This is a genomic window from Brevundimonas sp. (assembly GCF_046295075.1).
Classification (GTDB): Bacteria; Pseudomonadota; Alphaproteobacteria; order Caulobacterales; family Caulobacteraceae; genus Brevundimonas.
Window position 1 is genome coordinate 161,698 of the sequence record NZ_JBKBOC010000001.1, and the last position, 25,076, is coordinate 186,773.

At 68.9% G+C, this 25,076-nt stretch carries 21 protein-coding genes, 1 tRNA gene and 1 other RNA gene; 7 read left to right on the forward strand and 16 right to left on the reverse strand.

The genetic code is table 11. The annotated features are described in order from the left end of the window. The first annotated feature begins 17 nt into the window (after nt 1-17). The 5 genes from ACK4MH_RS00860 to ACK4MH_RS00880 all read left to right on the forward strand — a co-directional run bounded on the left by ACK4MH_RS00860 (nt 18) and on the right by ACK4MH_RS00880 (nt 5,783). Entirely contained in the window at nt 18-569 is a 552-nt protein-coding gene (locus ACK4MH_RS00860; protein WP_409713366.1) for a DUF721 domain-containing protein, read from the forward strand. Nucleotides 570-665: 96 nt separating this feature from the next. Further along, nucleotides 666-1,310: a DsbA family protein gene (locus ACK4MH_RS00865; protein ID WP_409713369.1), complete on the forward strand. Its 645-nt coding sequence runs from the start codon at nt 666-668 to the stop codon at nt 1,308-1,310. A 1-nt stretch (nt 1,311) separates the two neighbouring features. After that, nucleotides 1,312-1,923 (forward strand): thioredoxin domain-containing protein, encoded by a 612-nt coding sequence (locus tag ACK4MH_RS00870; RefSeq protein ID WP_409713372.1) that lies wholly within the window; start codon nt 1,312-1,314, stop codon nt 1,921-1,923. A gap of 12 nt (nt 1,924-1,935) precedes the next feature. Next, nucleotides 1,936-5,373: a chromosome segregation protein SMC gene (gene smc, locus ACK4MH_RS00875; RefSeq protein ID WP_409713375.1), complete on the forward strand. Its 3,438-nt coding sequence runs from the start codon at nt 1,936-1,938 to the stop codon at nt 5,371-5,373. Further along, the gene (locus ACK4MH_RS00880; RefSeq protein WP_409713378.1) at nt 5,370-5,783 is read left to right on the forward strand and encodes a surface-adhesin E family protein; all 414 of its coding nucleotides are present in this window, start codon (nt 5,370-5,372) and stop codon (nt 5,781-5,783) included. Before smc ends, ACK4MH_RS00880 begins: the two co-directional genes overlap by 4 nt. On the opposite strand, the gene ACK4MH_RS00885 is transcribed toward ACK4MH_RS00880, so the two are convergent. The 15 genes from ACK4MH_RS00885 to sppA form a co-directional block, all read right to left on the reverse strand. Beyond that, nucleotides 5,734-6,885: a mechanosensitive ion channel family protein gene (locus ACK4MH_RS00885; RefSeq protein ID WP_409713381.1), complete on the reverse strand. Its 1,152-nt coding sequence runs from the start codon at nt 6,883-6,885 to the stop codon at nt 5,734-5,736. The two genes, ACK4MH_RS00880 and ACK4MH_RS00885, sit on opposite strands and share 50 nt — an antisense overlap. Nucleotides 6,886-6,900: 15 nt before the next feature. After that, entirely contained in the window at nt 6,901-8,007 is a 1,107-nt protein-coding gene (murG, locus tag ACK4MH_RS00890; protein WP_409713384.1) for an undecaprenyldiphospho-muramoylpentapeptide beta-N-acetylglucosaminyltransferase, read from the reverse strand. Nucleotides 8,008-8,516: 509 nt separating this feature from the next. Next, nucleotides 8,517-9,695: an FtsW/RodA/SpoVE family cell cycle protein gene (locus ACK4MH_RS00895; protein WP_409713387.1), complete on the reverse strand. Its 1,179-nt coding sequence runs from the start codon at nt 9,693-9,695 to the stop codon at nt 8,517-8,519. After that, nucleotides 9,692-11,113, reverse strand: a complete 1,422-nt coding sequence (gene murD, locus ACK4MH_RS00900; RefSeq protein ID WP_409713389.1) for a UDP-N-acetylmuramoyl-L-alanine--D-glutamate ligase — start codon at nt 11,111-11,113, stop codon at nt 9,692-9,694. Before murD ends, ACK4MH_RS00895 begins: the two co-directional genes overlap by 4 nt. Nucleotides 11,114-11,117: 4 nt before the next feature. After that, nucleotides 11,118-12,227 (reverse strand): phospho-N-acetylmuramoyl-pentapeptide-transferase, encoded by a 1,110-nt coding sequence (gene mraY, locus ACK4MH_RS00905; RefSeq protein ID WP_135194969.1) that lies wholly within the window; start codon nt 12,225-12,227, stop codon nt 11,118-11,120. 9 nt (nt 12,228-12,236) lie between these two features. Further along, nucleotides 12,237-13,655, reverse strand: a complete 1,419-nt coding sequence (gene murF / locus ACK4MH_RS00910) for a UDP-N-acetylmuramoyl-tripeptide--D-alanyl-D-alanine ligase (protein WP_409713393.1) — start codon at nt 13,653-13,655, stop codon at nt 12,237-12,239. Next, nucleotides 13,648-15,111, reverse strand: a complete 1,464-nt coding sequence (locus ACK4MH_RS00915; RefSeq protein WP_409713396.1) for a UDP-N-acetylmuramoyl-L-alanyl-D-glutamate--2,6-diaminopimelate ligase — start codon at nt 15,109-15,111, stop codon at nt 13,648-13,650. The genes murF and ACK4MH_RS00915 overlap by 8 nt, the downstream gene beginning before the upstream one ends. Beyond that, nucleotides 15,108-16,880, reverse strand: a complete 1,773-nt coding sequence (locus tag ACK4MH_RS00920) for a peptidoglycan D,D-transpeptidase FtsI family protein (RefSeq protein ID WP_409713399.1) — start codon at nt 16,878-16,880, stop codon at nt 15,108-15,110. Before ACK4MH_RS00920 ends, ACK4MH_RS00915 begins: the two co-directional genes overlap by 4 nt. After that, nucleotides 16,877-17,326 (reverse strand): cell division protein, encoded by a 450-nt coding sequence (locus ACK4MH_RS00925; RefSeq protein ID WP_409713402.1) that lies wholly within the window; start codon nt 17,324-17,326, stop codon nt 16,877-16,879. The genes ACK4MH_RS00920 and ACK4MH_RS00925 overlap by 4 nt, the downstream gene beginning before the upstream one ends. Beyond that, nucleotides 17,323-18,288: a 16S rRNA (cytosine(1402)-N(4))-methyltransferase RsmH gene (rsmH, locus tag ACK4MH_RS00930; protein ID WP_409714004.1), complete on the reverse strand. Its 966-nt coding sequence runs from the start codon at nt 18,286-18,288 to the stop codon at nt 17,323-17,325. Before rsmH ends, ACK4MH_RS00925 begins: the two co-directional genes overlap by 4 nt. A gap of 11 nt (nt 18,289-18,299) precedes the next feature. Continuing rightward, a complete protein-coding gene (locus ACK4MH_RS00935; RefSeq protein WP_159849624.1) occupies nt 18,300-18,776 on the reverse strand; it encodes a division/cell wall cluster transcriptional repressor MraZ in 477 nt (158 codons plus the stop codon). Nucleotides 18,777-19,230: 454 nt separating this feature from the next. Continuing rightward, nucleotides 19,231-19,610: RNase P RNA component class A (gene rnpB, locus ACK4MH_RS00940), an RNA gene on the reverse strand. Between the two features lie 386 nt (nt 19,611-19,996). Then, nucleotides 19,997-20,758, reverse strand: coding sequence for an N-acetylmuramoyl-L-alanine amidase (locus tag ACK4MH_RS00945; RefSeq protein WP_409713405.1), 762 nt, complete (start codon nt 20,756-20,758; stop codon nt 19,997-19,999). A 13-nt stretch (nt 20,759-20,771) separates the two neighbouring features. Further along, complete coding sequence (locus ACK4MH_RS00950; protein WP_135194959.1) at nt 20,772-21,095, reverse strand: hypothetical protein; 324 nt, start codon at nt 21,093-21,095, stop codon at nt 20,772-20,774. 105 nt (nt 21,096-21,200) lie between these two features. After that, nucleotides 21,201-22,979 carry a signal peptide peptidase SppA gene (gene sppA / locus ACK4MH_RS00955; protein ID WP_409713409.1) on the reverse strand — a complete coding sequence of 593 codons (1,779 nt, stop codon included), beginning with the start codon at nt 22,977-22,979 and terminating at the stop codon, nt 21,201-21,203. 225 nt (nt 22,980-23,204) lie between these two features. Here sppA and panD point away from each other — a divergent pair, with 225 nt between their 5' ends. Next, entirely contained in the window at nt 23,205-23,561 is a 357-nt protein-coding gene (panD, locus tag ACK4MH_RS00960) for an aspartate 1-decarboxylase (protein ID WP_135194957.1), read from the forward strand. A 388-nt stretch (nt 23,562-23,949) separates the two neighbouring features. Here panD and ACK4MH_RS00965 read toward each other — a convergent pair whose 3' ends face one another. Then, nucleotides 23,950-24,744 (reverse strand): SIMPL domain-containing protein, encoded by a 795-nt coding sequence (locus ACK4MH_RS00965; RefSeq protein ID WP_409713412.1) that lies wholly within the window; start codon nt 24,742-24,744, stop codon nt 23,950-23,952. Between the two features lie 211 nt (nt 24,745-24,955). Here ACK4MH_RS00965 and ACK4MH_RS00970 point away from each other — a divergent pair. Then, nucleotides 24,956-25,031, forward strand: a tRNA-Ile gene (locus tag ACK4MH_RS00970). Nucleotides 25,032-25,076: the final 45 nt, after the last annotated feature.

Consider the following 25,076-nt stretch of genomic DNA (forward strand, 5'->3'; position numbering starts at 1 on the left):
CCGGGCTATATAGACCCATGCGCCGCACGCTGCCCACAGACGCCGAGGTCCGCGAGATCCTGTCTCGCCGCCGCACCCGTCCGGTCCCCCGGCCGGCGCCGCGCGCGGGCAAGGCGCTGACGCCCCTGATCAAGAAGCTGGACGAGCAGTTCGGACGCGGCGCCGGCGCGCTGGAGCCCCGCTGGCGCGAGATCGTCGGCGACCGCCTGGCCCGCGTCACCCGCCCCCAGAAACTGACCAAGGGCAAGGGCGGCCAGCCCGGCGTGCTGGAGTTGCGCGTCGCCGGCGCCGCCGCCCTGCTGATCCAGCATCAGTCCGAGGACATATTGGCCCGCGTCAATCTGTTCCTGGGCGCCGGAACGGTCGATCGCCTGCGCATCGCACAGGGGCCGGTCTCCCCCCTGAAAGACGCCGCCTCGCGCCCCAAACGCAGCGCCAAGCCCCCGCCCCTGCCCGCCCAGGCCGAGGCCGATCTCGCCGCCTCCATCGCCTCCGCCCCCGACGATCTGCGCGCTGCGCTTGCCCGCCTTGGCCGCGTCGCCCTGTCACGTCCCAACAGTCAAGATTGACAAAACTTCGCCGCACCTGTTCTCGACAAGTCTGGGGTTGCGCCGTTCCGGGGGAATCGCGCCACCATTCGCCAACGATCCGATCAAGGAAGTCCCATGGCCGACACTGAATCCCGCTTCGTCCGCATGAGCCGTCGTGCGGCCATCACCGGCGCCGCCCTGGCGACCATGGCCCTGGCCGCGTGCGGCGGCGGCGCCAAGGGCGCGGCCGAGGGCGACATGGGTCTGGGCGCGCCGGAAGGCGCCAAGGTCACCGTGGTCGAATACGCCTCGGTCACCTGCCCCCACTGCGCCCTGTGGCAGAAGAACACCTGGCCCGCGTTCAAGGCCAAATACGTCGACACCAACAAGGTCCGCTACATCTTCCGCGAGCTGCCGACCCCGCCGGTCGACGCCGCCACCGCCGGCTTCCTGGTCGCGCGCTGCGCCGGCCCGGACAAGTATTTCGACGTCGTTCACCAGCTGATGGCCACCCAGCAGGAGATGCTGACCTCGTCGCCGCGCGACTGGCTGCTGCGCACCGCCCAGGCGGCCGGAATGTCCGAGCAACAGTTCAACGACTGCGTCACCGACAAGGACGCCGTCGCCGCCATGGAAACCCGCGTCCAGGCCGCCCGTACCCAGGGCGTGACCGGTACCCCCGCCTTCTACGTCAACGACACCCAGGTCATCACCCCCGGCGGCGAGGGCGCCAGCCTGGCCGACCTGTCCACGGCCATCGACGCCGAACTGGCCAAATAGGATGATCCGCCGCGCCGCCCTCTCGCTATCGGTCTTAGTCGCACTGGCCGCCGCGGGTCTGGCGGCGCCGGCCTTCGCCGCCGATGCGCCCCCGCCCGTCACGGCCCAGGATCATGTCCTGGGTCGCGCGGATGCGCCGGTGACGGTGATCGAATACGCGTCCTTCACCTGCTCGCACTGCGCGGACTTCCACAACACCGTACTGCCGGCGTTTAAGGCCAAATACATCGACACCGGCAAGGTCCGGCTGGTTCATCGCAACCTGCCGACCCAGCCCGCCAATGTCGCCGCCGCCGCCGCTGCGGTGGCCCTGTGCGCCGCGCCCGAACGCTATTTCGACGTGGCGGGCGTCTTCATGCGCGACCAGGCCAATCTGCGCACCACAGGGCCTCAGCCCTGGTTTGCAGCGGGCATCGCCGCCAGCGGCATGACGCGCGAACAGATCGAGACCTGCCTGGAAGGCCCGACCATCCGCGCTGAACTGGACGCCCAGATCGCGGGCGCCGATACAGCCGGCGTCACCGGCACGCCCGCCTTCTTCGTCAACGGCAAGCCCGTCGCCGACCATTCGCTGGACGCCCTCTCGGCCGCCATCGACCCTCTGCTCCGGTAGTCCGCCAGGACGATGCAGTTCCAGCGCCTCCGGCTCGTCGGCTTCAAGTCGTTCGTCGACCCGGCGGAGGTGCATATCGAATCCGGCCTGACAGGCGTCGTCGGCCCCAACGGCTGCGGCAAGTCGAACGTGTTGGAAGGCCTGCGTTGGGTCATGGGGGCCAACTCGGCCAAGGCCATGCGCGGTCAGGGCATGGACGACGTCATCTTCGCCGGCGCGGCGGGCCGACCCCCGCGCAGCCATGCCGAAGTCAGCCTGACCATCGACAATGCGCAACGCCGCGCGCCCCAGCCGTTTACCGATAGCCCCATGCTGGAGGTGTCGCGCCGCATCGACCGGGGCCAGGGCTCGACCTATCGCATCAACGGCAAGGAGGTCCGCGCCCGCGACGTCCAGCTGCTGTTCGCGGACGCCTCGACCGGCGCCAACTCGCCGGCCCTGGTGCGTCAGGGGCAGATCAGCGAGCTGATCGCCGCCAAGCCGCAGAACCGCAGGCGCATCCTGGAAGAGGCGGGCGGCGTGGCGGGGCTGCATACCCGCAGACACGAGGCCGAGCTGCGCCTCAAGGCCGCCGAGACCAATCTGGACCGGCTGGACGACATCGGCCGCGAGCTGGAGACGGCGCTGAACCGGCTGAGGCGCGAAGCCCGCCAGGCCGAGAAATACAAGAAGATCTCCGCCGAGATCCGCGCCCTTCAGGCCGCCCTGCTCTACGTCCGCTGGAACGACGCCAGACTGGCCGCCGAAGCCGCCGCCGAAGAACTGCGCGACGCCGACCGGGCCGTCGCCGAGACCACGACCACATCCGCCGCCGCCCAGACCGCCGCCCTGGCCGCTCAGGAAGCCCTGAAGCCGGCGCGGGAAGAGGACGCCGTCGCATCGGCCTTGCTGCACCGCGCCAGCCTGGAGCGCGACCGGCTCGACATGGCCGAACAGGCCGCTCGCGCCGAGGTGGACCGACTCAAGGCCGAGGCCGCCCGCATCGCCGCCGACGTCGAGCGCGAAACCAACATGGCCGCCGACGCCCAGCGCGAACTGGACCGGCTGGACCACGAACTGACCCGGCTCCAGGCCGAGATCGCCGCCGCCCCCGAACGCGGCCCCGAACTGGACAAGGCCCTTGCCGCCGCCGAGGACGCCCGCAAGGCCGCCGACGGCGAGGTCGAGCGGCTGGCCGGGACGCTCGCCGCCGTCGAGGCCCGCGCCAACGCCGAGACGGCCAGGAAACGCGACGCTGAGGCCCGGCTGGCCCGCGTCGCCGGCCAGCACGACCAGGCGAAGCGCGAACGCGAGGCCCTGGGTCCGCTGGAGACGCCGGAACTGGAAACGGCCCGCAAGGCGCTGGAGACAGCCCAAGCCGAGCTGACCGCCGCGCGCGAGGCCGTCGAGGCGGCCGAGGCCAAGCGCGGCGACCTGGCCCGAATTGAGCAGGAGGCCCGCACCGCCGCCCGCGCCGCCGAGGACCGGCTGGGCCGGTTGCAGACCGAGGCGCGGGGCCTGGCCCAGTTGCTGGTCACCGGCAAGCGCGAGCATCCCCCGGCTCTGGACAAGGTCCGCGCCGACAAGGGCTACGAGGCCGCTCTCGCCGCCGCCCTGGGCGACGATCTGGACGCGGCGCTGGACGCCAAGGCCGCCGCCTATTGGGGCGGGGCGGACGCGCCCTCCCCGACATGGCCCGCCGGGGTCACGCCCCTGTCCGACCATGTTCAGGCGCCCGAGCAGCTGACCGCGCGCCTCGCCCTGTGCGGCGTCGCGTCCCACGCGCAGGCGGCCGACCTCGCCAAGACCCTGCCGCCCGGCGCGCGCCTGGTCACGACCGAGGGCGACCTCTATCGCTGGGACGGGTTCGTCAGCCGCGCAGAGGCGCCCCGCCCCGCCGCCGTCCGCCTGGCCCAGCGCACGCGGCTGGCCGAGCTGGAGGCGGAGATCGACAAGGGCCGCCCCGCCCTGGATCAGGCCCAGGCCGCCCAGAAGGCCGCCACCGACGCCTTCCGCGCCGCAGAGGAGGCGGTCAAGACCGCCCGCCTGGCTCCCTTCGCCGCCGACAAGGCCGTGACCGCCGCCCGCGACCGCGTCGAGACTCTGGCCCGCGAACAGGCCCGTCGCGAAGCCCGCGCCCAGGCCCTAGACGACACCGTCACCCGCCTCGCCGCCGAGGTCGCCGAGGCGCAAGCCGCGCTGGACGCCGCCCAGACCACGGACGCCCCGTCCGAGACCCTGTCTGGCCTGCGCGACGAACTGACCGCCGCCCGAGCCGCCGCCGACACGGCCCGCCTCGCCGCCCAGACCGCCCGCTCGGACCGCGACGCCGAGGCTCGCGATCGCCAGGGCCGAGAGCAGCGGCTGGGCAGCCTGACCCGCGCCCGCGACGGCTGGGTCACGCGGTCCAGGGACAGCGCCGCCCGCATCGCCGCCCTGGCCAAGGATGCGGACAAGACCGCCGCCCTGCTGAAACAGGCCGAGGTCGCGCCCCAGGGCTTCGCCGAGCAGCGCGGCAAGCTGCTGGACACGCTGACCGCCGCGGAACAGCGCAAGCAGGCCTCGTCCGACGCCATGGCTCTGGCCGAGACGGCGGCGACGGACGCCGACCGCGCCAGCCGCGCCGCAGAGACCGCCGCGTCCCAGGCCCGCGAGGCCCGCGCCGGCCTGTCCGCCCGCGCCGAGGCCGCCGCCGAGAAGCTGACCGAGGCCGAGACCACCCTGCGCGAGACGGCCCAGATGTCGCCCGACGAGCTGGGCCGCAAGCTGACCGACGACGCCATCGCCCGCCCGCCCGATGCGGCGGGGGCCGAGAGCCTGCTGTACGGGTTGGAGCGCGAGCGCGAGGCCCTCGGCCCCGTCAACCTGCGCGCCGAGGACGAGGCCGTCGAATACGGCGACCGGCTGAACAGCATGAAGTCGGAACGGATCGACCTGACCCAGGCCATCGCCAAGCTCCGCGACGGCATCGACGAGCTGAACGCCGAGGGCCGCGAGCGGCTGGTCGCCGCCTTCGACGTCATCAACGCCAACTTCAAGAGCCTGTTCGAGGCCCTGTTCGGCGGCGGTCAGGCCGAGCTGAAACTGGTCGAGAGCGACGACCCGCTGGAGGCGGGGCTTGAGATCTACGCCTGCCCGCCCGGCAAGCGGCTGTCGGTCATGAGCCTGATGAGCGGGGGCGAGCAGGCCCTGACGGCGGCGGCCCTCATCTTCGGCGTCTTCCTGGCCAACCCCGCCCCCGTCTGCGTGCTGGACGAGGTGGACGCCCCGCTGGACGACGCCAACGTGGACCGCTTCTGCCGGATGCTGCACGAGATGCGCAGCCGCACCGACACCCGCTTCATTGTCATCACCCACAACCCGGTGACCATGAGCCGCATGGACCGCCTCTACGGCGTCACCATGCCCGAACGCGGCATGAGCCAGCTGGTCAGCGTGGACCTGCATCAGGCGGAGACGCTGGTCGCATGATCGCCCTGCTGCTGGCCCTGATCGATCCTCAACTGGTCGAGACCGGCGTCGGCCGGTTCGCCATCTACGCTGACGTCGCCTCCATCGAACAGGAGGGCGACATCGCCCATATGCGTGAGCTTCAGGTCACGGAGGCGGGGTTCAAGGTCGCGGACGTGACCTATGTCGGGGGCTGGTCGCGGTGGGCCTTCGACTGCCGGGCGAAGACGGCGGATCGGCTCGATTTCGCGTCCTTGAGGTCCGACGGAACCGAAGGCCCGGCGACGGCAGATCCGGCCCCGGCCTATGCCGCCCCGCCCGGCGGCGACGCGGCGGAACTGCTGGCCGTGGCCTGCGGCGACAGAATCAGTCCCGAGACACTCACGCTGGACGAAGCAATCCGTCGGGGCCAAGCGGCGCTGGCGGACTGACCGGCCTCTCTTCCCCCTGCGGCCACTCGATGCGGTCGCGCGGCAGGGCTTCGCGGCATTCGTCCCGCATGAAGGCCATCAGCTTCTCACGAATTTCGCAACGCAGGTCGAAGGCCACCGGCGCGGACCGCGCGCTGGCCAGGCAGCGGACCTGAAGCACCCGTTCGGTGATGTCGGTCACCTGCATGACCTGGACGTCGCCGTCCCACAGTTTCGAGTTCTTCACGATCCCCTCGAATGCCTCGCGCAGCCGATCGATCGGGGCCTCGTAATCGACGTAGAAGAAGGCCGTGCCGATCAGGCGGGCGTTCTCGCGCGTCCAGTTCTGAAAGGGTTTGGTGATGAAGTAGGACAAGGGCAGGACCATCCGCCGCCAGTCCCACAGCTTGACCACCACATAGGTCGCGGTGATCTCCTCGACATTGCCCCACTCGTTCTCGACGATGACGGCGTCGTCCAGGCGGATGGGCTGGGTCAGGGCGATCTGGATGCCGGCGACCATGTTGGTCAGGATCGGCTGCAGGGCCAGGCCGGCGATGATGCCGACGACGCCGGCCGAGGCCAGCAGGCTGACGCCCCATTGGCGGAAGCCGGCGATGGTCATCAGGGCCAGACCGACGGTGACGATGAACAGCACCACCTTGGCCACCCGCTGCAGGATGCGGGTCTGGGTCAGGTGTTTGCGGGCCAGCAGATTGTCCTCGACGGCGATATTGTAGCGCTTCAGGTGCATGACCGACCACATGTCGAGCATGCCCGACGCCAGCCAGCCAAGGGTCAGCACGAACAAGAATTGCAGGACATTGCGGATGTCCTGGGACGGGGCGGGGTCCATGGGCGAGACGGTCACGCCGATGCCGACGCCGATGATGATGATCAGGACACGCAGCTTGATGCGGGCGCGCTCGACCACGCCTCGCCAGAAGACGTCCTTGTTCTTGACCACCCGGCGCAGGATGGCGAAGGCGATCTTGTGCGTCAGCCAGCCGCCGCCGACGAAGACCAGCAGGACCAGCACGACGACCGCCCATTCGGGCAGCCAGTCGAACCGATGCCAAAGGGCGCGGATCTGGCGGGTGACGGCGATGATTTCGGGAGGCATGGGCTTCCTAACGCATCAGGGGCGTTGCGGTTGACCGTTTCCCGCCGTCGCCTCGACCAGATCGGCCAGGCGCTGGGCGGCGTCGGGGATGGCGACGGAGCGGGCGGCGGCGGACATGGCCGACAGGCGGGTGGGGTCTGACAGGACGGCGGTCAGGACAGCCGACAGGCGATCGACGGTCAGGTCGTCTTCCAGAATGACCTCGGCCGCGCCGGCGTCGGTCAGGGCCTTGGCATTCAGGCGCTGGTGGTCGTCGGTGGCGATCTTGAGCGGGATCAGAACGGACGGCAGGGCCGCAACCGCCAGTTCGGCGCAGGTCGAGGCGCCGGAACGGCCCACCACCAGATGCGCCCTGGACAGCCGCTCGGCCATGTCGCGGAAGAACGGGGCGACCTCGGCCTCGATCCCGGCCTCCAGATAGATCTGGCGCGCGGCCTCCAGCGTCTCGGGCCGCGACTGCTGTTGCACCTTCAGGCGACGGCGCAAGGCCTCGGGCAATGCGGCCAAAGCCCGAGGCGTGTTCTCGGACAGGATGCGGGCGCCCTGGCTGCCGCCCGTCACCAGCACATGGATGGGGCCGTCGTCGGCAGGGGCGACATAGGGGCGGTCGAACAGGGCGCGGATTTCGGCGCGCACCGGCGAACCGACGACGTGCGAGCGGCCCTGGACCTTGGCCGGCGCCCGCTCCAGCGTCGGGAAGGACGAGGCGACCTGACCGACATAGGGGGCCAGGATGCGGTTGGTGCGGCCCAGGACCGCGTTCTGTTCGTGGATCACGGTCGGTCGCTGAGACGTCACGGCCGCAACCAGGGCCGGCGCGGAAGGATAGCCGCCGAAGCCCACGACCACGTCGGCGCCCAGCCGGTCGAAGGCCGTGCGCGCCTGGACCACGCCCTTGAAGATGGCGACGCCCGCCTTGATCAAGCCCAGCGGCCCCGAGCCGGTGGCGGCGTCGAGCGCCAGCCGTTCCTCGGCCGGGAAGGCGTGGGCGTATTGCTCGCCCCTATGATCGGTCGCCAGCACCACGCGCCAGCCCCGCGCCGCCATCTCACGCGCCAGGGCCTCGGCCGGGAACATATGGCCGCCGGTGCCGCCGGCGGCGACGACGCAGAGCTTGGTCATGGGGCGGGCTCCGGAAAAAAAGAGGGTCTGAATAGTGCAATTCGTCTGAAATTCAGACGGCGGGAGCGCGAAAAACACCGTCTGAATGGTGCAATTCGTCTGAAATCCGTGGCGGGCGGGTGGGGTCGAGGATGAGGCGGCGACAGGATCGCACGGTTTTGGGGTGTGGGCAGGAGAAAGCGGCTGGTCAGCGTCAAACGGTCGAAATTACTGGGATATATTTGGCTGAAATGGCGGATTGTTGAGGCCGGCGCCATCAGCGCAGTCAAAAGGTTCGTCACAACGGGCACGACGAGGTCACGGCGGACACGACGGGACCGTGCCGGCCCAGAAATCTTGATGGCCTGCGGCGCGGCAAAGCCGCAAATTGATCAACGGCCTGGACATGGCGCTGGGAGCCGACGCGCTCGGTCCCGTCGTGTTCGCCGTGACCTCGTCGTGACCGTTGTGATGAACGCCTTCCAAGCCCGCATCACCCTAGCGGCGCCGAAGAGGATGACGAAAGGAAGTTAGAGCAACCGCCGGCGTCTTCCCGGCAGGCTGGCGCCAGGTTCGTAGGCGCCGGGGCGGCGCCGCGTCAGGGCCAGAGCGAAGCCCATGGTCAGGCCCATGGCCAGCATGGACGAGCCGCCGTAGCTGATGAAGGGCAGGGTCATGCCCTTGGTCGGGATCAGGTTCAGGTTCACCGCCACATTGATGCAGGCCTGAAGCCCGATCAGCATGAACAGGCCCGCCGCCGCCGTCTGTTCGAACGGGTCGGTCAGCTTCATCGCCCGGCGCATGCCCCGGATGACGATGAAGGCGTAGAGGCCGATCATCATCAGGCTGAGGATCAGGCCGAACTCCTCGGCGCCGACGGAATAGATGAAGTCGGTGTGCAGGTCGGGGACGCGGCGCTTCATGACGCCCTCGCCGATGCCGCGACCGAGCAGGCCGCCGGCGCGGATGGCCTCGGACGCGCTGTCGATCTGGTGGGTGTCGGTGGTCTCGGGCGAGAAGAAGCGGCTGAGGCGGTCGCGCATGTGGCCGAAGACGAAATACAGCGACACCAGCCCCGCCATGCCCGCGCTGGCCAGGACCGCCATCCACTTGAACGGCACGCCCGCCATGAAGAAGACGGCCATGAAGGTGGTGGTGATCAATAGGGTCTGGCCGATGTCGGGCTGGATCAACAAGAGGGAGACCGTCAGGGCGTAGAAACCAAACGCTATGGTGACGCCCGGCACCCCCTGCCCCTTCTGCGCCTCGGCGAACATCCAGGCGGCGAAGACGATCAGGCCGGGCTTGGCGAACTCGGACGGTTGCAGGCTGAACGGGCCGAAGTTCACCCAGCGCGCCGCCCCCTTCACCGTATCGCCGATGAAGGGCAGGGCCATCATCACCAGAATGGCGCCGAACAGGGCCAGGACGGCGATGCGGCGCACCCCGCGCGGCGACAGCAGCGAACTGGCCAGCATCAGGCTCAGGCCGAGGCCCGAGAAGACCATCATCCGCCAGGAATAGTGGAAGGGGTCGGTGATCGATTCATCAGCCAGGATAGCAGCAGGGCTGGAGGCGAAGCTGAGCGCCACGCCCAGGCCCATCAGCGCCAGCGCCGCGCCCAGCAAGCCGCGATCCACGGTCCAGAACCACTGGGCGACGTGGCTCTGGTCGTTGCGCGAAAAGGCGGGGGTGTAGGGGGCGCTCATGACGCGGTTTCCGGGACGGCCCCGAGGGCCAGGACGGCGGCGCGGAAGGCTTCGCCCCGCGCCTCGAAGTCGGGATACTGGTCGAAACTGGCGCAGGCGGGGGACAAGAGGACGATCTGGTCGTCGCCTGCGGATGCGGCGTCGGCGGCGGCTGCCGCGACGGCGGCGTCCAGGGTTCGGGAGATGACGTGGGGGGTGTCAGCCAGAGTGGCGGCGAAGGCCTCGGCCGCCTCTCCGATCAGATAGGCCCTGATCACGCGCGGGAAGAGGTCGGAGAGATCGTCAATGCCGCCGGCCTTTGGCACGCCGCCGGCGATCCAGAAGACGTGGGGGTAAGAGGACAGGGCCTGACGCGCGGCGTCGGCGTTGGTGGCCTTGGAATCGTTGATGAAGCGGACGGGGCCGAGGCGGCCGACGGCTTCCATCCGATGGGCCAGGCCGGGGAAGGACAGCAGGCCGGCGACGGCGGCGTCGTGAGAGACGCCGATCGCCCAAGCCGCGGCGTAGGCGAAGGCGGCGTTCTGGGCGTTGTGGCGGCCGGCGAGCGAGCGAGCGGTGGTGAGGTCGGCCAGGATTCCGCCTTGCCACCGGATCAACCCCGGCTCCGCGTCTATTCCGCTCATCTCGGCAGAAGCCGGGGCGCAGTTCTGGGGCCGCTCCGATGGATGCCCGGAAGAGGAAACAGCGATGACATGACCGCTCAAGCGTGACTCGATCCCTCGCCCCCAGTCCTCGTCCACGCCGACAATTGCCGTTGCATCCGGCCCCTGGGCCGCGAAGATCCGCGCCTTGGCGGCGACATAGCCCTCCATGCCGCCATGCCGGTCCAGGTGGTCGGGCGAGATGTTGGTCAGGATGGCGACATCGGGGGCGAAGGTGGTGGTCAGGTCCAGCTGGTAGCTGGAGACCTCGATCACATAGACGGCGTCGGGCGTCGGGGCCGGCAGGGCCAGGACGCCGATGCCGATGTTGCCGCCGACATGGACCGTCAGGCCCGCCGACTTCAGCACCCAGCCGATCATGGCGGTGGTGGTGGACTTGCCGTTGGTGCCGGTGATGGCGACGACGCGGGGCCGCTGGTCCTTCGGCAGAGCGGAGATGGCGCGGGCGAACAGTTCGACGTCGCCGATGACGGGCACGCCGGCCTCGCGCGCCTTGTCGACGCTCCAGTGCGGCTTCGGGTGGGTCAGGGGCGCGCCGGGCGACAGGACCAGGGCGGCGAAGCCCGACCAGTCGGCCGTGGTCAGGTCCTCGACCGTGAAGCCTTCCGCCTCGGCCTGCATCCGGCCCGAGACGCCGTCGTCCCACAGGATCGGGATGGCGCCCCCGGCCTGAAGCGCGCGCGCGGCCGTGATCCCCGACCGTCCCAGGCCGAAGACCGCGACCCGCCTGCCCTCATAGCCGGGAACGGGAATCATCGGATCAGCGCAGCTTCAGCGTGGACAGGCCCAGCAGGGCCAGGGCGCCGGCGATGATCCAGAAGCGGATGACGACGGTGGATTCCGGCCAGCCCATCTTCTCGAAATGGTGGTGGACCGGCGCCATCAGGAAGATGCGTTTCTTGGTCAGCTTGTAATAGCCGACCTGGATCATGACCGAGGCGGCCTCGGCGACGAACAGGCCGCCGACGATGCCAAGGACCAGCTCGTGCTTGGTGGTGACGGCGATGGCGCCCAGGGCGCCGCCCAGGGCCAGCGAACCGGTGTCGCCCATGAAGATCTTGGCCGGAGGGGCGTTGTACCAAAGGAAGCCCGCGCCCCCGCCGATCATGGCCGCGCAGAAGATGGCCAGTTCGCCGGCGCCGGGCACATGGTGGACCTGAAGATACTGGGCGAAGACGAAGTTGCCGGCGAGGTAGCTGATCACCCCGAAGGCGCCGGCCGCCATCATCACCGGGACGGTGGCGAGGCCGTCCAGTCCGTCGGTCAGGTTCACGGCGTTGGAGAAGCCGACGATGGTGAAGGCCGCGAACGCCACATAGAACCAGCCGACGTTCAGCAGCACGGCCTTGAAGAACGGAAACGCGATCGAGGTCTCAAGCCCCGGCGAGGTCGGCGACACCGTCATCCACAGCACGGTCAGGACGCCGGCGACGACGGCGACGACCGTCTGGGCCAGCAGCTTCTGTTTGGAGGTCAGGCCGGCCGAGGTCTGTTTGGTCACCTTGGCGTAGTCGTCGATGAAGCCCAGCACGCCGAAGGCGGCCGTCACGAAGCTGACGATCCAGATATAGGGATTGGTCAGGTCGCCCCACAGGAAGACCGCCACGCCGATGCCGGCCAGGATCATCAGCCCGCCCATGGTGGGGGTGCCGACCTTGGACAGGTGGGAAACAGGGCCGTCGTCGCGGATCGGCTGGCCCCGGCCCTGTTTGGTGCGGATCCAGTTGATGAAGCGGCTGCCCATGGCGACGGCGACGATCATGGCCGTGGCCATGGCCAAGGCGACGCGCACGGTCTGGTACTGGACCAGGTTCAGCAGCGGATACTGGTCCGCCACGTCGGCATAATAGAGATACAGAAGATAGAACATTCTCGTTCCCTATCGCGTCGCGGGCGGCGTGTCGCGGCCTTGCAGGTCGGCCAACGCTTTGGCGACCAGCGACGCCTTGGACCCGTTCGAGCCCTTGACCATGACGACGTCGCCCGGCGCGACCAGCATGACCGCCTCGGCCGCCAGTTCCGCCGCCGTCGCGCGCCAGACGCCGCGTCGCGAGACCGGCAGGGCGTCGTAGAGCCAGCGCATCTCGGGACCGGCGGCGTGGACCAGGTCCAGACCGGCGGCGTCGATGGGGGCGGCGAGCCCTTCGTGCAGGTCGCGGCTCTGGTCGCCCAGCTCCAGCATGTCGGTCAGCACCACGACACGGCGGCCCGAGACGCTGCGCGCGCCCAGGGTCTTGAACCCGGCAGCCATCGACAGCGGATTGGCGTTGTAGCTTTCGTCGATCAGGGTGAAGTCGCCGTCGGCCAGGGTGACCATGCGGGTCTGGCCGCGTCCCGCCAGCGGCTGAAACCCCGCCAGAGCCTCAAGACCCGTGTCCAGCGATACGTCGAGCGCGTCGAGCATCAGGAGAACGCACAGGCTGTTCAGGCCCCAGTGGGCGCCCGACTGGGCCAGGCGATAGTCGATCCGCCGCCCGAACAGTTCGGCGGCGACCGAGGCCCCTTCCGAATCCGGGCGGAAGTCCAGCAGGCGGGCGTCATGATCGGCGTCCGTGCCGAAGGTCAGCAGGCGCGCGCCGACGGACCTGGCTGCGTCGCACAGGACGTTGGAGAAGGCCACGTCGCCGTTCGCTACGGCCGCCCCTCCGGAAACAAGCCCCTGGAAGATACAGGCCTTTTCGCGCGCGACCCCGGCCTCGCCGTCCGCGAAGGCCTCAATATGGACCGGGCCGACGGTGGTGACGCAGGCGGCGTGGGGGGCGACGAAGCGCGACAGGGGCGCGATCTCGCCGGGCGCATTCATGCCGATCTCGAACACGGCGCGCCGGATATCGACCGGCATCCGCGCCAGGGTCAGGGGCACGCCGATGTGGTTGTTGTAGCTCTTGATCGAGCCGTGGGCGGGACCGGCGAGGTCGAGGCCGGCCTTGATGGCCTGGGTGACGCTGGTCTTGCCGACGCTGCCGGTGACGGCGCCGCGTTTGACATGGGGCGCGCGCTCGCGGGCGGCGACGCCCAGGGCCTCCAGGCCGTGCAGCGTATCGGGGACGACGACATAGGAACCGCCGTCGACCGGATGTTCGACCAGGGCGGTCGCGGCGCCGGCGGCGAAGGCGGCGGATGCGAACTCATGCCCGTCGCGCGCGCCCTTCAGCGCCAGGAACAGGTCGCCGGGGACGATCTCGCGGCTGTTGTAGGTCACGCCCGTGATCGGGCGGTCGTCGCCATGCAGCACGCCGCCCGTGGCGGCGGCGACTTCGGCGGCCGTCCAGAGCGGGCGGGCGGATGTATCAGGCATTCAACGACAGGGCCTCGGACGCGACGGTGGCGTCGTCGAAGGGGTGGGTCACGCCCGCGACGATCTGACCCTGTTCATGCCCTTTTCCGGCGATGACCACCACATCCCCGTCGCGCATCATTTCGACGGCGGCCTCGATGGCGGCGCGGCGGTCGCCGATTTCGAGGCCGTCCGGGCAACCCGCGCGGACCTGGGCGCGGATGGCGGCGGGATCTTCCGAACGCGGATTGTCGTCGGTGACGATGGCGACGTCGGCCAGACGCCCGGCGATGGCGCCCATCAGCGGACGCTTGCCGCGATCCCGGTCGCCGCCGGCGCCGAAGACCACGATCAGTCGGCCGGTCGCGTGGGGGCGCAGGGCGTTCAGCACCGTCTCAAGCCCGTCGGGGGTGTGGGCGTAGTCGACATAGACCTCGCCGCCGCGTCCAGCGTCGTTGGCGCCGATCCGTTGCAGGCGGCCCTGGGCGCCGGTCAGGCCTTCCAGAGCGCCGATCACGGCGTCGGCGGGATCGCCCGCCGCGATGCACAGGCCGGCCGCCACCAGGGCGTTCGAGGCCTGGAAGGCGCCGGCCAGCGGCAGCAGGATCTCATGCACCTGGCCGCGCACGTCCAGGGTCAGACGCTGGCCCTCCGGCGTCGCTCGACGGCCGATCAGGGCCAGGTCGCGCCCGCGCTCGCCCACGCCCATCACGCCCAGGCCCGCCATGATCGAGGCCGAGGCGAAGGCGGAATAGGCGTCGGAATCGGCGTTCAGAACGGCGGTGCGGCCGCGCGGCAGCAGGGTTTCGAACAGTCGCATCTTGGCGGCGCGATAGTCCTCCATCGTGCCGTGATAATCGAGGTGGTCCTGGGTCAGGTTGGTGAAGGCGGCGGCCTTCAGCGCCACCCCGTCCAACCGGCGCTGGTCGATGCCGTGCGACGACGCCTCCAGCGCGACGTGGGTCACGTCCTTGGCGGCCAGCTCGGCCATCAGGCGCGCGGCCTCGGCGGCGTCGGGGCTGGTCAGGCCGGGGCCGGTCAGGGCGTAGGTCTTGTCGCCCTTCTGGCCGATGACGCCCAGGGTGCCCATGCTGGCCGACTTGTGGCCGACGCCGGCCCAGATCTGGCGGCAGAAGGTGGCGACCGAGGTCTTGCCGTTGGTGCCGGTGACGGCGACGCAGGTCTTGGGCTGTACGCCGTAGAAGCCCCGCGCGGCGATGGCGTAGGCGCGGCGCACGTCGCCCGAGGTGACCAGGACCGGCGCCGCGCCGTCGGGCGTATCGGTCGGGGCCAGGACCGCAGCGGCTCCTTGCGCCAAGGCTTGCGGGATGAAGGCGCGGCCGTCGGCGGCCGTGCCCGGCAGGGCGACGAACAGGGCGCCGGGGGCGACCTTGCGGCTGTCGGCGGTCACGCCGGTGATGATGGGGTCGCTGGACACGTCGCGGCGCAACAGGTCGGACAGGTGAAGGGCGCTCACAGACCGTCCCCCGCCACGTCCTGATACTCAGGCACTTTTTCGCCGGTCGCCGTGCGCCAGCGATCCTCGCGGCGCTCCACGCCCAGGAAGCCGGCGATGCGGTCGGCGATGTTCTTCACGGCCGGCGCGGCGACATAGGCGCCGGTCTTGGGATAGGCGCCGGGTTCGTCCATGACGATCAGGATGGCATAGCGTTTGCCGTTCAGCGGGCCGTCGACGGGGAAGACCGCCGCGAAGGAGCCGAGCGCATGGCTGGGGTCGTAGCGACCGTTGACCAGCTTGTTGGCCGAGCCTGTCTTGCCCCCGACCCGCAGACCGGCCGCATCGGCGAACCCGCCCGACCCCTTGACCACGTTGCGACGCAGCAGGTCCAGTATGGTGCGCGAGGTTTCCTCGGTGACGACCTGCTGGGGCTGCGCGCCGCGCGCGCCGCCCTTGCGCAAGGACAGCGGGATCATCCGCCCGCCGTTTGTCAGGGCGCCCATGGCCTGAACCATCTGGGCCGGGGTGATCATGATGCCGTAGCCGAACGACAGGGAGGCCAAGGTCGAGTTGTCCCAGCGACGCGGCACGACGGGCTTGGCCGATTCCTTCAGCTCGATGGTCGAGGCGTCCAGCAGGCCCAGGCGGCGGAAATAATCCCGCATCGTGTCAGGCCCCATCTGCACCGCCAGTTGCGAGGTGCCGATGTTGGAGGAGTGCAGATAGACCTCCTCCAGGGTCATCACGCGGTTCTGGGCGTGGAAGTCCTTGATCTTGCGGTCGCCGATCTGGAAGGCCTGGGAGGCGTCGAACAGGGTGTTCATGTCGGCGCGGCCGGTGTCGAGGCCGGCGGCGACGGTGAAGGTCTTGAACACCGAACCCATCTCGTAGTGGCCCGAGACGGCGCGGTTCAGCGTGGCGCCGTCGGGCGCGGCGTTGCGGTCGGCCGAGTTGAAGGTCGGCCAGCTGGCCATGCCCAGGACCTCGCCGGTCTGGACGTCGGTGACGATGCCGACGGCGCCCTTGGCCTGGGCCTTGATGGCGGCGGCGGCCAGTTCGTTTTCCAGCACGCCCTGAACGCGCAGGTCGATGGACAGGGGGAAGCTCTCGCCCCGCTGACCCGCCGCGCGGATCTCGTCGTTGAAGGCCAGCTCGGCGCCCGAGACGCCTCGCCCGCCCGTGTCGGCGTCGCCGATCAGGTGAACCGCCGAGGTTCCCAGCGGATAGGCGCGGCGGTCCTCGGGTTCGAACGTGACCCCGCCCAGGGCCAGGTCGTGGACGGCGGCCTTTTCCTGGGGCGTCAGGCCGCTGAGGGCGATCAGGCGACGGTCGCTGGCCAGGACGCGCTTCAGACGTTCGCTGGAAATGCGCGGCAGGGCGCGGCGAAGCTGGCGATAGGCTAGGTCGCGATCCCAGATCTGGGCCGGGTCCAGATAGAGGCCGTAGTGGATGATGTTGGTCGCCAGCAGTTCGCCGTTGCGATCCGTCAGGTCGCCGCGCACCAGGGCGTTCGGATTGACGCCCGAGCCACGCCCGTTCGCCTCTGCGAACAGGGCCTTGTACGAGGCGCCGACGGCCAGGGCGCCGAAGACGCAGGAAAAGACGATCAGGATCAGGAAGATGCGGACGCGGGTGTCCTCTTCCGGCCGGGCGTCGGCGCGGGCGCGCTCGAAACCGTGTTCCAGACGCCAGATCAGTTCCGACAGCCCGCGCCAGAAGGGCGACAGGCGCCCCTGAAGATCGACGCCCGGCGCGGGGCGGTGATAGCGGTGGTCCTGAACGCTCATTGCGCCGTCTCCGGTGCGGGAGCGGCGTCTTCAACCACGGCCGGGGCCGCAGCGGGGGCGACGGCGGGGGTCGCGGCTGCGACTGGGGCCGGGGCCGGCACGGGCTTCAGCTCGGTCAGTTGAGCTTCCTTGGCCTGACGATGCACGTCCACCGGCGCCATGCCGATCTGGCGCGACAGGGCCTCCAGACGCGCGGGCTGTTCCAGGCGGGCGACCTCGGCGCGCAGCAGGCGGACACGCTGGCCGTTCTCGCGAATGTCCTGTTCCAGTTGGGCGATGCGGCTGCTCTCGCGCGCCGCCGCCGCCTTGGCCGCATAGACCGACACGATCATGATCGCGACCAGGGCCACGCCGATGATCTCGATCCAGCGCACGCCGCGCACCTTCCAGTCGAACAGGCGCTGAAGGGCGGTGCGGGAATAGGTGAAGAAGGGCGCCGTGGTCATGCGGCGCTCCCCCCACCGATCTTGCCCCAGGCCGGGGCGTCGGTGCGGACGGCGGCGCGCAGCTTGGCCGAACGGGCGCGGGGATTGGTCGAACGCTCTTCGTCGCCCGCCTCGCGCGCGCCCTTGAACTGAAGCGTGAAGCTGGGTTTGCGCGGATCGACGGCCATGGGGGCGTGACGCGAGCCGGCGGGGCTGTTGCCCGTGCGCTCGGTCATGAAGGCCTTGACGATCCGGTCCTCCAGCGAATGGAAGGTGACGACGGCGAGGCGCCCGCCGGGGGCCAGGGTCGCCTCGACCGCCTCCAGACCGCGCTCCAGCTCGCCAAGTTCGTCGTTCACCGCGATGCGCAGGGCCTGAAAGACCCGCGTCGCCGGATGGATCGGCGCGCCGCGACGACCGCCCAGAGCTTTCTCGACGACCTCGGCCAGATCCAGGGTGCGGGTGAAGGGCTGTTCGACGCGGCGGCGCAGGATGGCGGTGGCGACGCGGCCCGACTGACGCTCTTCGCCATACAGTTTGAAGATATGGGCCAGGGGGCCGTGATCCCAGCCGTTGACGATGTCGGCGGCGGTCGCCCCGTCGTCGGACATCCGCATGTCCAGCGGCCCGTCACGCATGAAGGAGAAGCCGCGCTCGGCCTGGTCCAGCTGCATCGACGAGACGCCGATGTCGAAGACGGCGCCGTCCAGCTGAGCCTTGCCGCTGTCGGAAAAGGCCTGGGCCAGACCCGAGAAGGGCGTGCGGATCAGCTGGAACTGGCCGGGGAAGTCATTGGCGACGGCGTCGGCGTGGGGCTGAACCGTCGGGTCGCGATCCAGGCCGACGACCTGGGCGCCGGTCTTCAGGATGGCGCGGGTATAGCCGCCGGCGCCGAAGGTGGCGTCGATCACGACATCGCCGGGCGCGAGCGCCAGGGCCTCGATCACCTCGGCCAGCAGGACGGGGGCGTGGGGCGCATTGATGGAGGCGTCGGTCACGATCCGCCTCCCGCCAGCTTCATCTGTGCCGCCAGTTTCAGGGCGCCGATCTGGGCCATGCCGGCCTTGGCCAGGGCGCGCTGCTCGGCGCGGCGGGCCGCCCATTTCTCGCGCGACCAGATCTGGAACCGGTCGTTCAGGCCGACGATGACGACGGTGTCGTCCAGGCCCGCTTCGTTGCAAAGCGCTTCGGGCAGGGTGATGCGACCGCCGGAATCATAGGCCAGGCGGACCTGCTCGCCCATGACCTGCCACTCCAGGGCCGAACGCTCTTCGGAGCCGAACGGCAGGGCCTCGATCATTTCGGCATAGACGGCGAACAGGCGGTCGCCGCCCGCTTCCAGGCAGTCGGCTTCGATCGAGGGGAAGATGAAGACGCCGCCGGCGGCGCCGTTTTCGGTCGTGCGGAAGTCGTTGGGGATGAGGAGACGGCGCTTGCCGTCCAGCTGCTTCTCATAGGTCGAGAGAAACACGCCCTGCCAATCGAACCTTCCGGCCCGTCCCTAGATGCCCTGACGAACGCCCGCCGCGCCCGCCTCTCAGCCCCAAATCATGATTGTGGGATAGCATGGGATCAGATGGGCCTCAATGGGATCAAAGCCAAGATTTAACCATGTTTTGACGTGTGACGACTTAAGCACGGTCTGACAGCGAGAACATACACGGAACAGACGAAGTATTCACAGGCTGTGAAGCGTTCTAACCTTCCTTGAACAGACAATAGGTTAACGACCGCAAACCTGCGGGCTCGCTGCCAGAACGCTGAAATGCGGGGATAATCCGAACTCGGACCAAGGCGACGCGCAAACCACCGCCGCATCGGCGGGCGGCAAGTCCCACCCAACCGGTCTCAAGTCGGACGAAGGCCGATAGGCCCAAGAAAAATCGGCCTCAAGCAGCGCGAAGCGCGATAGGCCCTCAGAAAAGTATGCCAGACGGCCTGTAAGCCGGGTTTTGTTCCGCTCCTAAGAACGGCGACGATCATTCCTCTGGACCGTCCATTGCTGAACGGTTCTCGCGACCTACCCGGACATCTGAGGCGGTGAGCCCCGCGAGGCGAACCCCGCGCGATGTCCCTATTTGGTCTTGCTCCAGGCGGGGCTTGCCATGCCGTCCCTGTTGCCAGGCACGCGGTGGGCTCTTACCCCACCCTTTCACCCTTACCGGCCTCGCGAGGCCGGAGGTTTGCTTTCTGTGGCGCTATCCCTCGGGTCGCCCCGGGCGGAAGTTATCCGCCGCCTTTTCACCGTGGAGCCCGGACTTTCCTCGACGGACGCGAAGTCCGCCGCGACCGCCCAGCCGTCTGGCGCGCGCTAGATGCGCCGCCGCGCCGCCGAGGTCAACCAACGGATGCGTCGGGGCGGCCGGCGAAGACCTTGAAGAACCCAGCCTCAGCTGAATGAGCGGCCCTTATCAGGTCATCTTCACCGCTCGGGCGCGCGTTGATCTGCTCGCGGTGCGGCGTTGGCTGTATCAGCCCGGCAGCGGCCTGAAGGCGCGCTTGCGATCCGCCCGCATCACGCGCGCCATCGTCGAATTGCAGTTCACGCCGTTCCGATGGCCCGAGGGTCAAACGTCAGGCGTTCGAGAACGCCCCGTCGAGGGCTATCGCATCCCTGTATCGTATCGACGATGGAAACCGCACCATTTCGATCATCAGGGTCTTCGGCCCCTTCCAGGACCGCGCGGACCTTTAGTTCAGCACGCCCGTGACGCTCTCGGCGCTGGCGAGTTGGAGAAGGCCGACCAGGCGGGCGCGGGTTTCGCCGTCGGCGACGCCGTCGACGCGGGTCGGTCGCCAGTGGCGCTGGAAGGCGCGGACAGCGGTTTCGGTCTCGGCGTCATAGTCGCCGCCGGGTTTCAGCCCGTAGCCCAGACGGTGCAGGCCGGCGCGCAGGACCATGGCGCCGATGCCCTGATCGCCCTTTTGCAGCAGGCCGCCCAGGGCCTGGATCCGTTCGGGGGCCGGTTCGAACCACAGGCCATGGCCGGCCTCGGCCAGACGCTTCCAGGGGAAGAGTTCGCCGGGATCTTCCTTGCGGTCCGGCGCCAGGTCGGAATGGGCGATGATGCGGTTGTCGGGAATGCTCCAGCGGCTGCGGATATCGTCGATCAGGGCGATGACCGCCGCGACCTGGGCCTCGGGAAAGGCGCGGTAGCCGAATTCGTGGCCGGGATTGACGATCTCGATGCCGATGGAGGCGGCGTTGCAGTCGTCCTCGCCCTGCCAGACGCCGCGACCGGCGTGCCAGGCGCGACGTTCCTCGGGGACAAGCTGGAAGATGCGGCCGTCTTGCTCGACCAGATAGTGGGCCGAGACCTTGGCTTCCGGGTCGCGCAGGCGCGCCAGCGCGGCCTCACCCGTCCGCATGCCCGTATAGTGCAGCACCAGCATGTCGGGAGGCGCACGGCGCGCGTCGAAGTTGGGCGAAGGCGCGTCGATGTAGGATGTCATTGCAGGCGCCGGCTCAGCGGCCGTTGCGTTCCCAGCCATAGGCGACCCAGGCGCCGTCCACCTTGTGCGCCTCGATCAGGTCGGGATCGCCGTTGCGGCGACGCGGCGTCATGTTGCGGCGGGTCCGCATGACCAGTCCGACCAGGAAGACCAGCACGCCCGCGAACAGGGCGATCACCGCAACGGCGGCGGCGGTGAAGATGGCCAGGACGGCGCCGACGGCCATGGCGCAGACGGCGGCGATCATGCCGGCGACCCACATCACGGAGGCCACGATCCCATTGGGACGGCGGCGGGCGGCGAAACCGATGGTGGCGAGACGTTCAGGCTGGAACATGGATCATCCTCTCAGGCGACCCGAGGAACGCCTGACACGCAATGTCGGTCCATCGGGGCCTGCGGTCAATGGACCGCGACGCACGGTCGCGTGTGCCGCGGTCCCTCAGAAGATCGGCTGGTCGGCCAGGACCACCGCGCCCTCGCCCCGCATCCGGTCGCTTTCGACGCGGCGCATCACGGCCTGGGCCTGGGGATCGGCCATGACGCCGCCCAGCATGACCAGGGCCTTGGCCGCCTCGGTCTGGACGCCGAACATCTCCGACAGGGCCTCGAACGGCGACTGCTGCTTGGGGAAATGCTTGAAGCGGACGGGTTCGTTCGACGGGATCTTCGCCAGTTCGCGGGCCTTGTTCACCGCCTCGGTGACGCCGCCCAGCTGATCGACCAGGCCCAGAGGCAGGGCCTGGGCCCCGGTCCAGACGCGGCCCTTGGCGATTTCGCGCACGCGGTCGGGCGACAGTTTGCGGCCCGTCGCCACGCGGGCGATGAAGTCGTCATAGATCCGGTCCATCGAGCCGGCGAAGGCCGCGCGCTGTTGCGGCGTGAACTCCTGCGTCGGCGAGAAGGCATCGGCGTACTGGCCCCCCACCGTCAGCTCGCGCATGTCGACGCCGAATCGGCCCAGCGCATCGGCCAGCACGAACTTGCCGCCGAACACGCCGATCGAGCCGGTCAAGGTCGAGGGCTGGGCCACGATCCAGTCGGCCTCCGAACTGACCCAGTAACCGCCCGAGGCGGCGTAAGCGCCCATGGAGACCACCACCGGCTTGCCCGCCGCCCGCGCCGCGCGCACGGCGGCCAGGATCTGTTCCGAGGCTTCCGGCGAGCCGCCGGGCGAGGAAACGCGGAAGACGATGGCCTTGACGCTCTTGTCCTCAATGGCGTCGTAGATGGCCTCGGCCGTGTCATCCGAGTGGATGGACGAACCGCCGCCGAAGCTGCCGCCGCCGCCGCGGCCGGTGACGATGGCGCCCTCCCCGCCGACGATGGCGATGGCGTTCTTGCCCGAGCCGGTGCGTTCGCCCTTCTGGTCGGCGTATTTGCCGAACTCGACGATCTCGGCGCCCTTGCCCGCGCGGGTCTTGATGGCGGCCTCGGCCTCCTCGACCTGGCCGACCTTGTCGATCAGACGGTTGGCCAGGGCCTGGGGCGCCGAATAGGGGCCGGCCTCAATGATCGTCTTCAGCGCCGGAGCGGTCGTCTTGCGATCCCGGGCCGCGTTGGCCAGGGCGCTGTCGTAGATGGATGTCATCCAGGCCGTCATGGCCTCGCGGTGCGGGCCGGTATAGTCGCTCTGGGTGTATTCGTTGACGGCGTTCTTGTACTCATAGCGCTGTTCGAAGTCGGGCTTGACGCCGTATTTCTCGAAGGCGCGACCCAGGAACAGGCTGTCGGCCGAGAAGCCCGTGGCCTGGAAGCCGGCGGTGTTCTGCATCCACAGTTCCGACGCCGAGGCGCCGACCATATAGGTGGACATCACCGCGCCCACGGGCGCGAAGCCCTGGCTGTGGGCGATCACCGGCTTGCCCGAGTTGCGGAAGCGGTGGATGGCCTGGCGCAGTTCGTCGGCGGTCGCGGGCGTCATGCCGCTTTCCGGCAGGCGGATCAGCAGGGCCTTGACGCTGTTGTCGCCCTGGGCCTGATGCAGGCCGTCCACGACCTGGGTCAGGGCCAGGCCCGAACCGCCGAAGGCCGCGAACGGATTGGATGACGGCTGGTCGCTGATCCCCTCGCGCAGATCCAGTTCCAGCACCGTGTTCGCCGGCGTCGTCGGCTTGGACGAGGAGGCGACGGCGACGGTCAGCAGCACCACGGGAATGACGACGAGGAAGAGGATCAACCCGGTGAAGACACCAAGGACCGTCAGGAAGAATTGCTTCATCGGATTGGAAAACGCGCGCTCGCAGGCCGGAAATGGCCGCGCCAGCATAGGGGGACGCGGGCCGTCGTCAAATGAAGGTCGCGCAATATCCGACGGGCGCTAGCGTTCGCACACGCAAACCGTTTGCTGCGGCGCGGCGCCCCGATTGATGCGGGCCTCGAAAATCCCTATATGAGCCGCCTGAGAGCGAGGGCCTGCGCCCCGCGTATATTTGGAGACCGCGCCATGCTGGTCACCCTGATGAAGTCCAAGCTGCACCGTGCGACGGTGACCCAGGCCGATCTCGACTATGAGGGATCGATCGCCATCGACATGGACCTGCTGGACGCGGCGGGCATCTATCCGCACGAACAGGTCGATGTGCTGAACATCACCAACGGCGCGCGCTTCACCACCTACGCCATCGAGGCCCCGCGTGGCTCACGCGTGATCGGAGTCAACGGCGCCGCCGCCCGCCTGGTCCAGAAGAACGACAAGGTCATCGTGGTCACCTATGGCCAGATGCCCCAGGAAGAAGCCCGCCAGTGGAACCCCAACGTGGTCCTGCTGGACGACGCCAACGAGATCAAACACGCCGGCTGAAGGCTATTGAGGGCCAAGCCAAGAAAGCAATCTTAAAGACGCCAAGAATCATCTTGAGATTGCATCCTTTATGATCTCCTATGCCATTCCATTCCGGCATAGGAGATCAAGATGCGACTCAAAGTGATCACTGCGACGGCCGCTCTGCTAGCGGCAATGTCCATAAGCGCTCATGCCGATCCGATCATTCCTCCGGATGGTCCGCCTCCCAGCTACATCCGGTATTTTTCGGACCCTGAACTGACAAACGAAGTGGGCACGATGCTTACAGCATGTGACTACAGCCGTTATTCCACCGGCGTATCTACAGCCTATTCGACCTATGAGCCGCTGAACTGCGGATGGTGAAAGGTCGGGGCGACCGCCTGGGCGGTCGCCCCTCACACCTTTACCGGGCGATGTCGTAGACGCCCGTGATGTCGATCCGCACCGTCAGTTCGCCGGCGGCGACCGGAGTGCTTTCGGCGCGATCCATCGACATGGCGCGCGCGGCGAACATCGGCATCGGCGGCTGGGGCGCATAGCCGCCGCCTTCGGTCAGGTTGCGGATGCCAGACAGCTGGACGTTCAGCGACTGGGCGTACAACTGGGCCTTGGCCTGCAGGTTTCGCACGGCCAGCTGGCGCGCCTGGTTCTCGGCCGCCGTCGGATCCTTCAGGCCGAAGCTGATGCCGTCGATCTGGTTGACGCCGGCGGCGACCACGGCGTCGGCCGTCGTGCCGACCTTGGTCAGGTCGTTGATCACCACCGTCACGCGGTTGACCGCCTGATAGCCGCGCAGCTTGGGCGGTTCGTTCTGGACATAGTCGTATTGCGCCGACAGGTTCAGGCCCGAGGTCTGGATGTCACGCTCAGCGATGCCGGCGCGGCGCAGTGCGGCGACGACCCGCGTCATCTGCGCAGCGTTATCCCGCATGGCTTCCTGAGCCGTGACCGCCTCGGTCTGGACGCCGAACGTGATGGTCGCCATGTCGGGCGCGGCCTTGACCTCGCCATAGGCAGACAGGTTCAGCGACGGCGCGGGCTGCATCATATGCATGGCTCCCATGGCGGGTTCAGCTGTTTGGGCCATGGCGCGCGGCGTGGCGGCAGCCAGGAAGGCGGCGGCGGCGACCGCGCCGCCCAGGGCGATGGTCTTCAGCGACACGGTCTTCAGGGGGGCGGCGGCCAGGGTGCGGGTCATGCGGTCTTCTCCGTAAGCGATCCAGGACGGCGCGTTCGCCGATCCGTTGCAACGACCTTGGCCGTTCTCGCCTGAACGAACGCCCGTGAGGCTTGGCAGTTTCCGTTCATCTACGTGAAATCGCCGAAAGATCGCCTTCTTGCCCGCCCCCGCTTGGCAAGCCGCGCCCGCGCCTGCTAGGCGAGACCCCTTCCGCCGAGGCGCGCCTTGGGGGCCTGTAGCTCAATGGTTAGAGCCGACCGCTCATAACGGTCTGGTTGGGGGTTCGAGTCCCTCCGGGCCTACCAAACCTTGTCGAGACCACTTCGTCGCGCCAAGAGCGTCAGAGCTTG

Excerpts from the sequence above, each read along its gene's own strand:
- smc (WP_409713375.1), top strand. The coding sequence starts at position 1,936 with ATGCAGTTCCAGCGCCTCCGGCTCGTCGGCTTCAAGTCGTTCGTCGAC.
- mraY (WP_135194969.1), bottom strand. The coding sequence starts at position 12,227 with ATGTTCTATCTTCTGTATCTCTATTATGCCGACGTGGCGGACCAGTAT.
- ACK4MH_RS00870 (WP_409713372.1), top strand. The coding sequence starts at position 1,312 with ATGATCCGCCGCGCCGCCCTCTCGCTATCGGTCTTAGTCGCACTGGCC.
- ACK4MH_RS00920 (WP_409713399.1), bottom strand. The coding sequence starts at position 16,880 with ATGAGCGTTCAGGACCACCGCTATCACCGCCCCGCGCCGGGCGTCGAT.
- murG (WP_409713384.1), bottom strand. The coding sequence starts at position 8,007 with ATGACCAAGCTCTGCGTCGTCGCCGCCGGCGGCACCGGCGGCCATATG.
- ACK4MH_RS00865 (WP_409713369.1), top strand. The coding sequence starts at position 666 with ATGGCCGACACTGAATCCCGCTTCGTCCGCATGAGCCGTCGTGCGGCC.
- sppA (WP_409713409.1), bottom strand. The coding sequence starts at position 22,979 with ATGAAGCAATTCTTCCTGACGGTCCTTGGTGTCTTCACCGGGTTGATC.
- ACK4MH_RS00895 (WP_409713387.1), bottom strand. The coding sequence starts at position 9,695 with ATGAGCGCCCCCTACACCCCCGCCTTTTCGCGCAACGACCAGAGCCAC.
- ACK4MH_RS00945 (WP_409713405.1), bottom strand. The coding sequence starts at position 20,758 with ATGACATCCTACATCGACGCGCCTTCGCCCAACTTCGACGCGCGCCGT.
- ACK4MH_RS00925 (WP_409713402.1), bottom strand. The coding sequence starts at position 17,326 with ATGACCACGGCGCCCTTCTTCACCTATTCCCGCACCGCCCTTCAGCGC.
- murF (WP_409713393.1), bottom strand. The coding sequence starts at position 13,655 with ATGCCTGATACATCCGCCCGCCCGCTCTGGACGGCCGCCGAAGTCGCC.
- ACK4MH_RS00880 (WP_409713378.1), top strand. The coding sequence starts at position 5,370 with ATGATCGCCCTGCTGCTGGCCCTGATCGATCCTCAACTGGTCGAGACC.
- murD (WP_409713389.1), bottom strand. The coding sequence starts at position 11,113 with ATGATTCCCGTTCCCGGCTATGAGGGCAGGCGGGTCGCGGTCTTCGGC.
- ACK4MH_RS00965 (WP_409713412.1), bottom strand. The coding sequence starts at position 24,744 with ATGACCCGCACCCTGGCCGCCGCCCCCCTGAAGACCGTGTCGCTGAAG.
- ACK4MH_RS00860 (WP_409713366.1), top strand. The coding sequence starts at position 18 with ATGCGCCGCACGCTGCCCACAGACGCCGAGGTCCGCGAGATCCTGTCT.
- ACK4MH_RS00950 (WP_135194959.1), bottom strand. The coding sequence starts at position 21,095 with ATGTTCCAGCCTGAACGTCTCGCCACCATCGGTTTCGCCGCCCGCCGC.
- panD (WP_135194957.1), top strand. The coding sequence starts at position 23,205 with ATGCTGGTCACCCTGATGAAGTCCAAGCTGCACCGTGCGACGGTGACC.
- ACK4MH_RS00885 (WP_409713381.1), bottom strand. The coding sequence starts at position 6,885 with ATGCCTCCCGAAATCATCGCCGTCACCCGCCAGATCCGCGCCCTTTGG.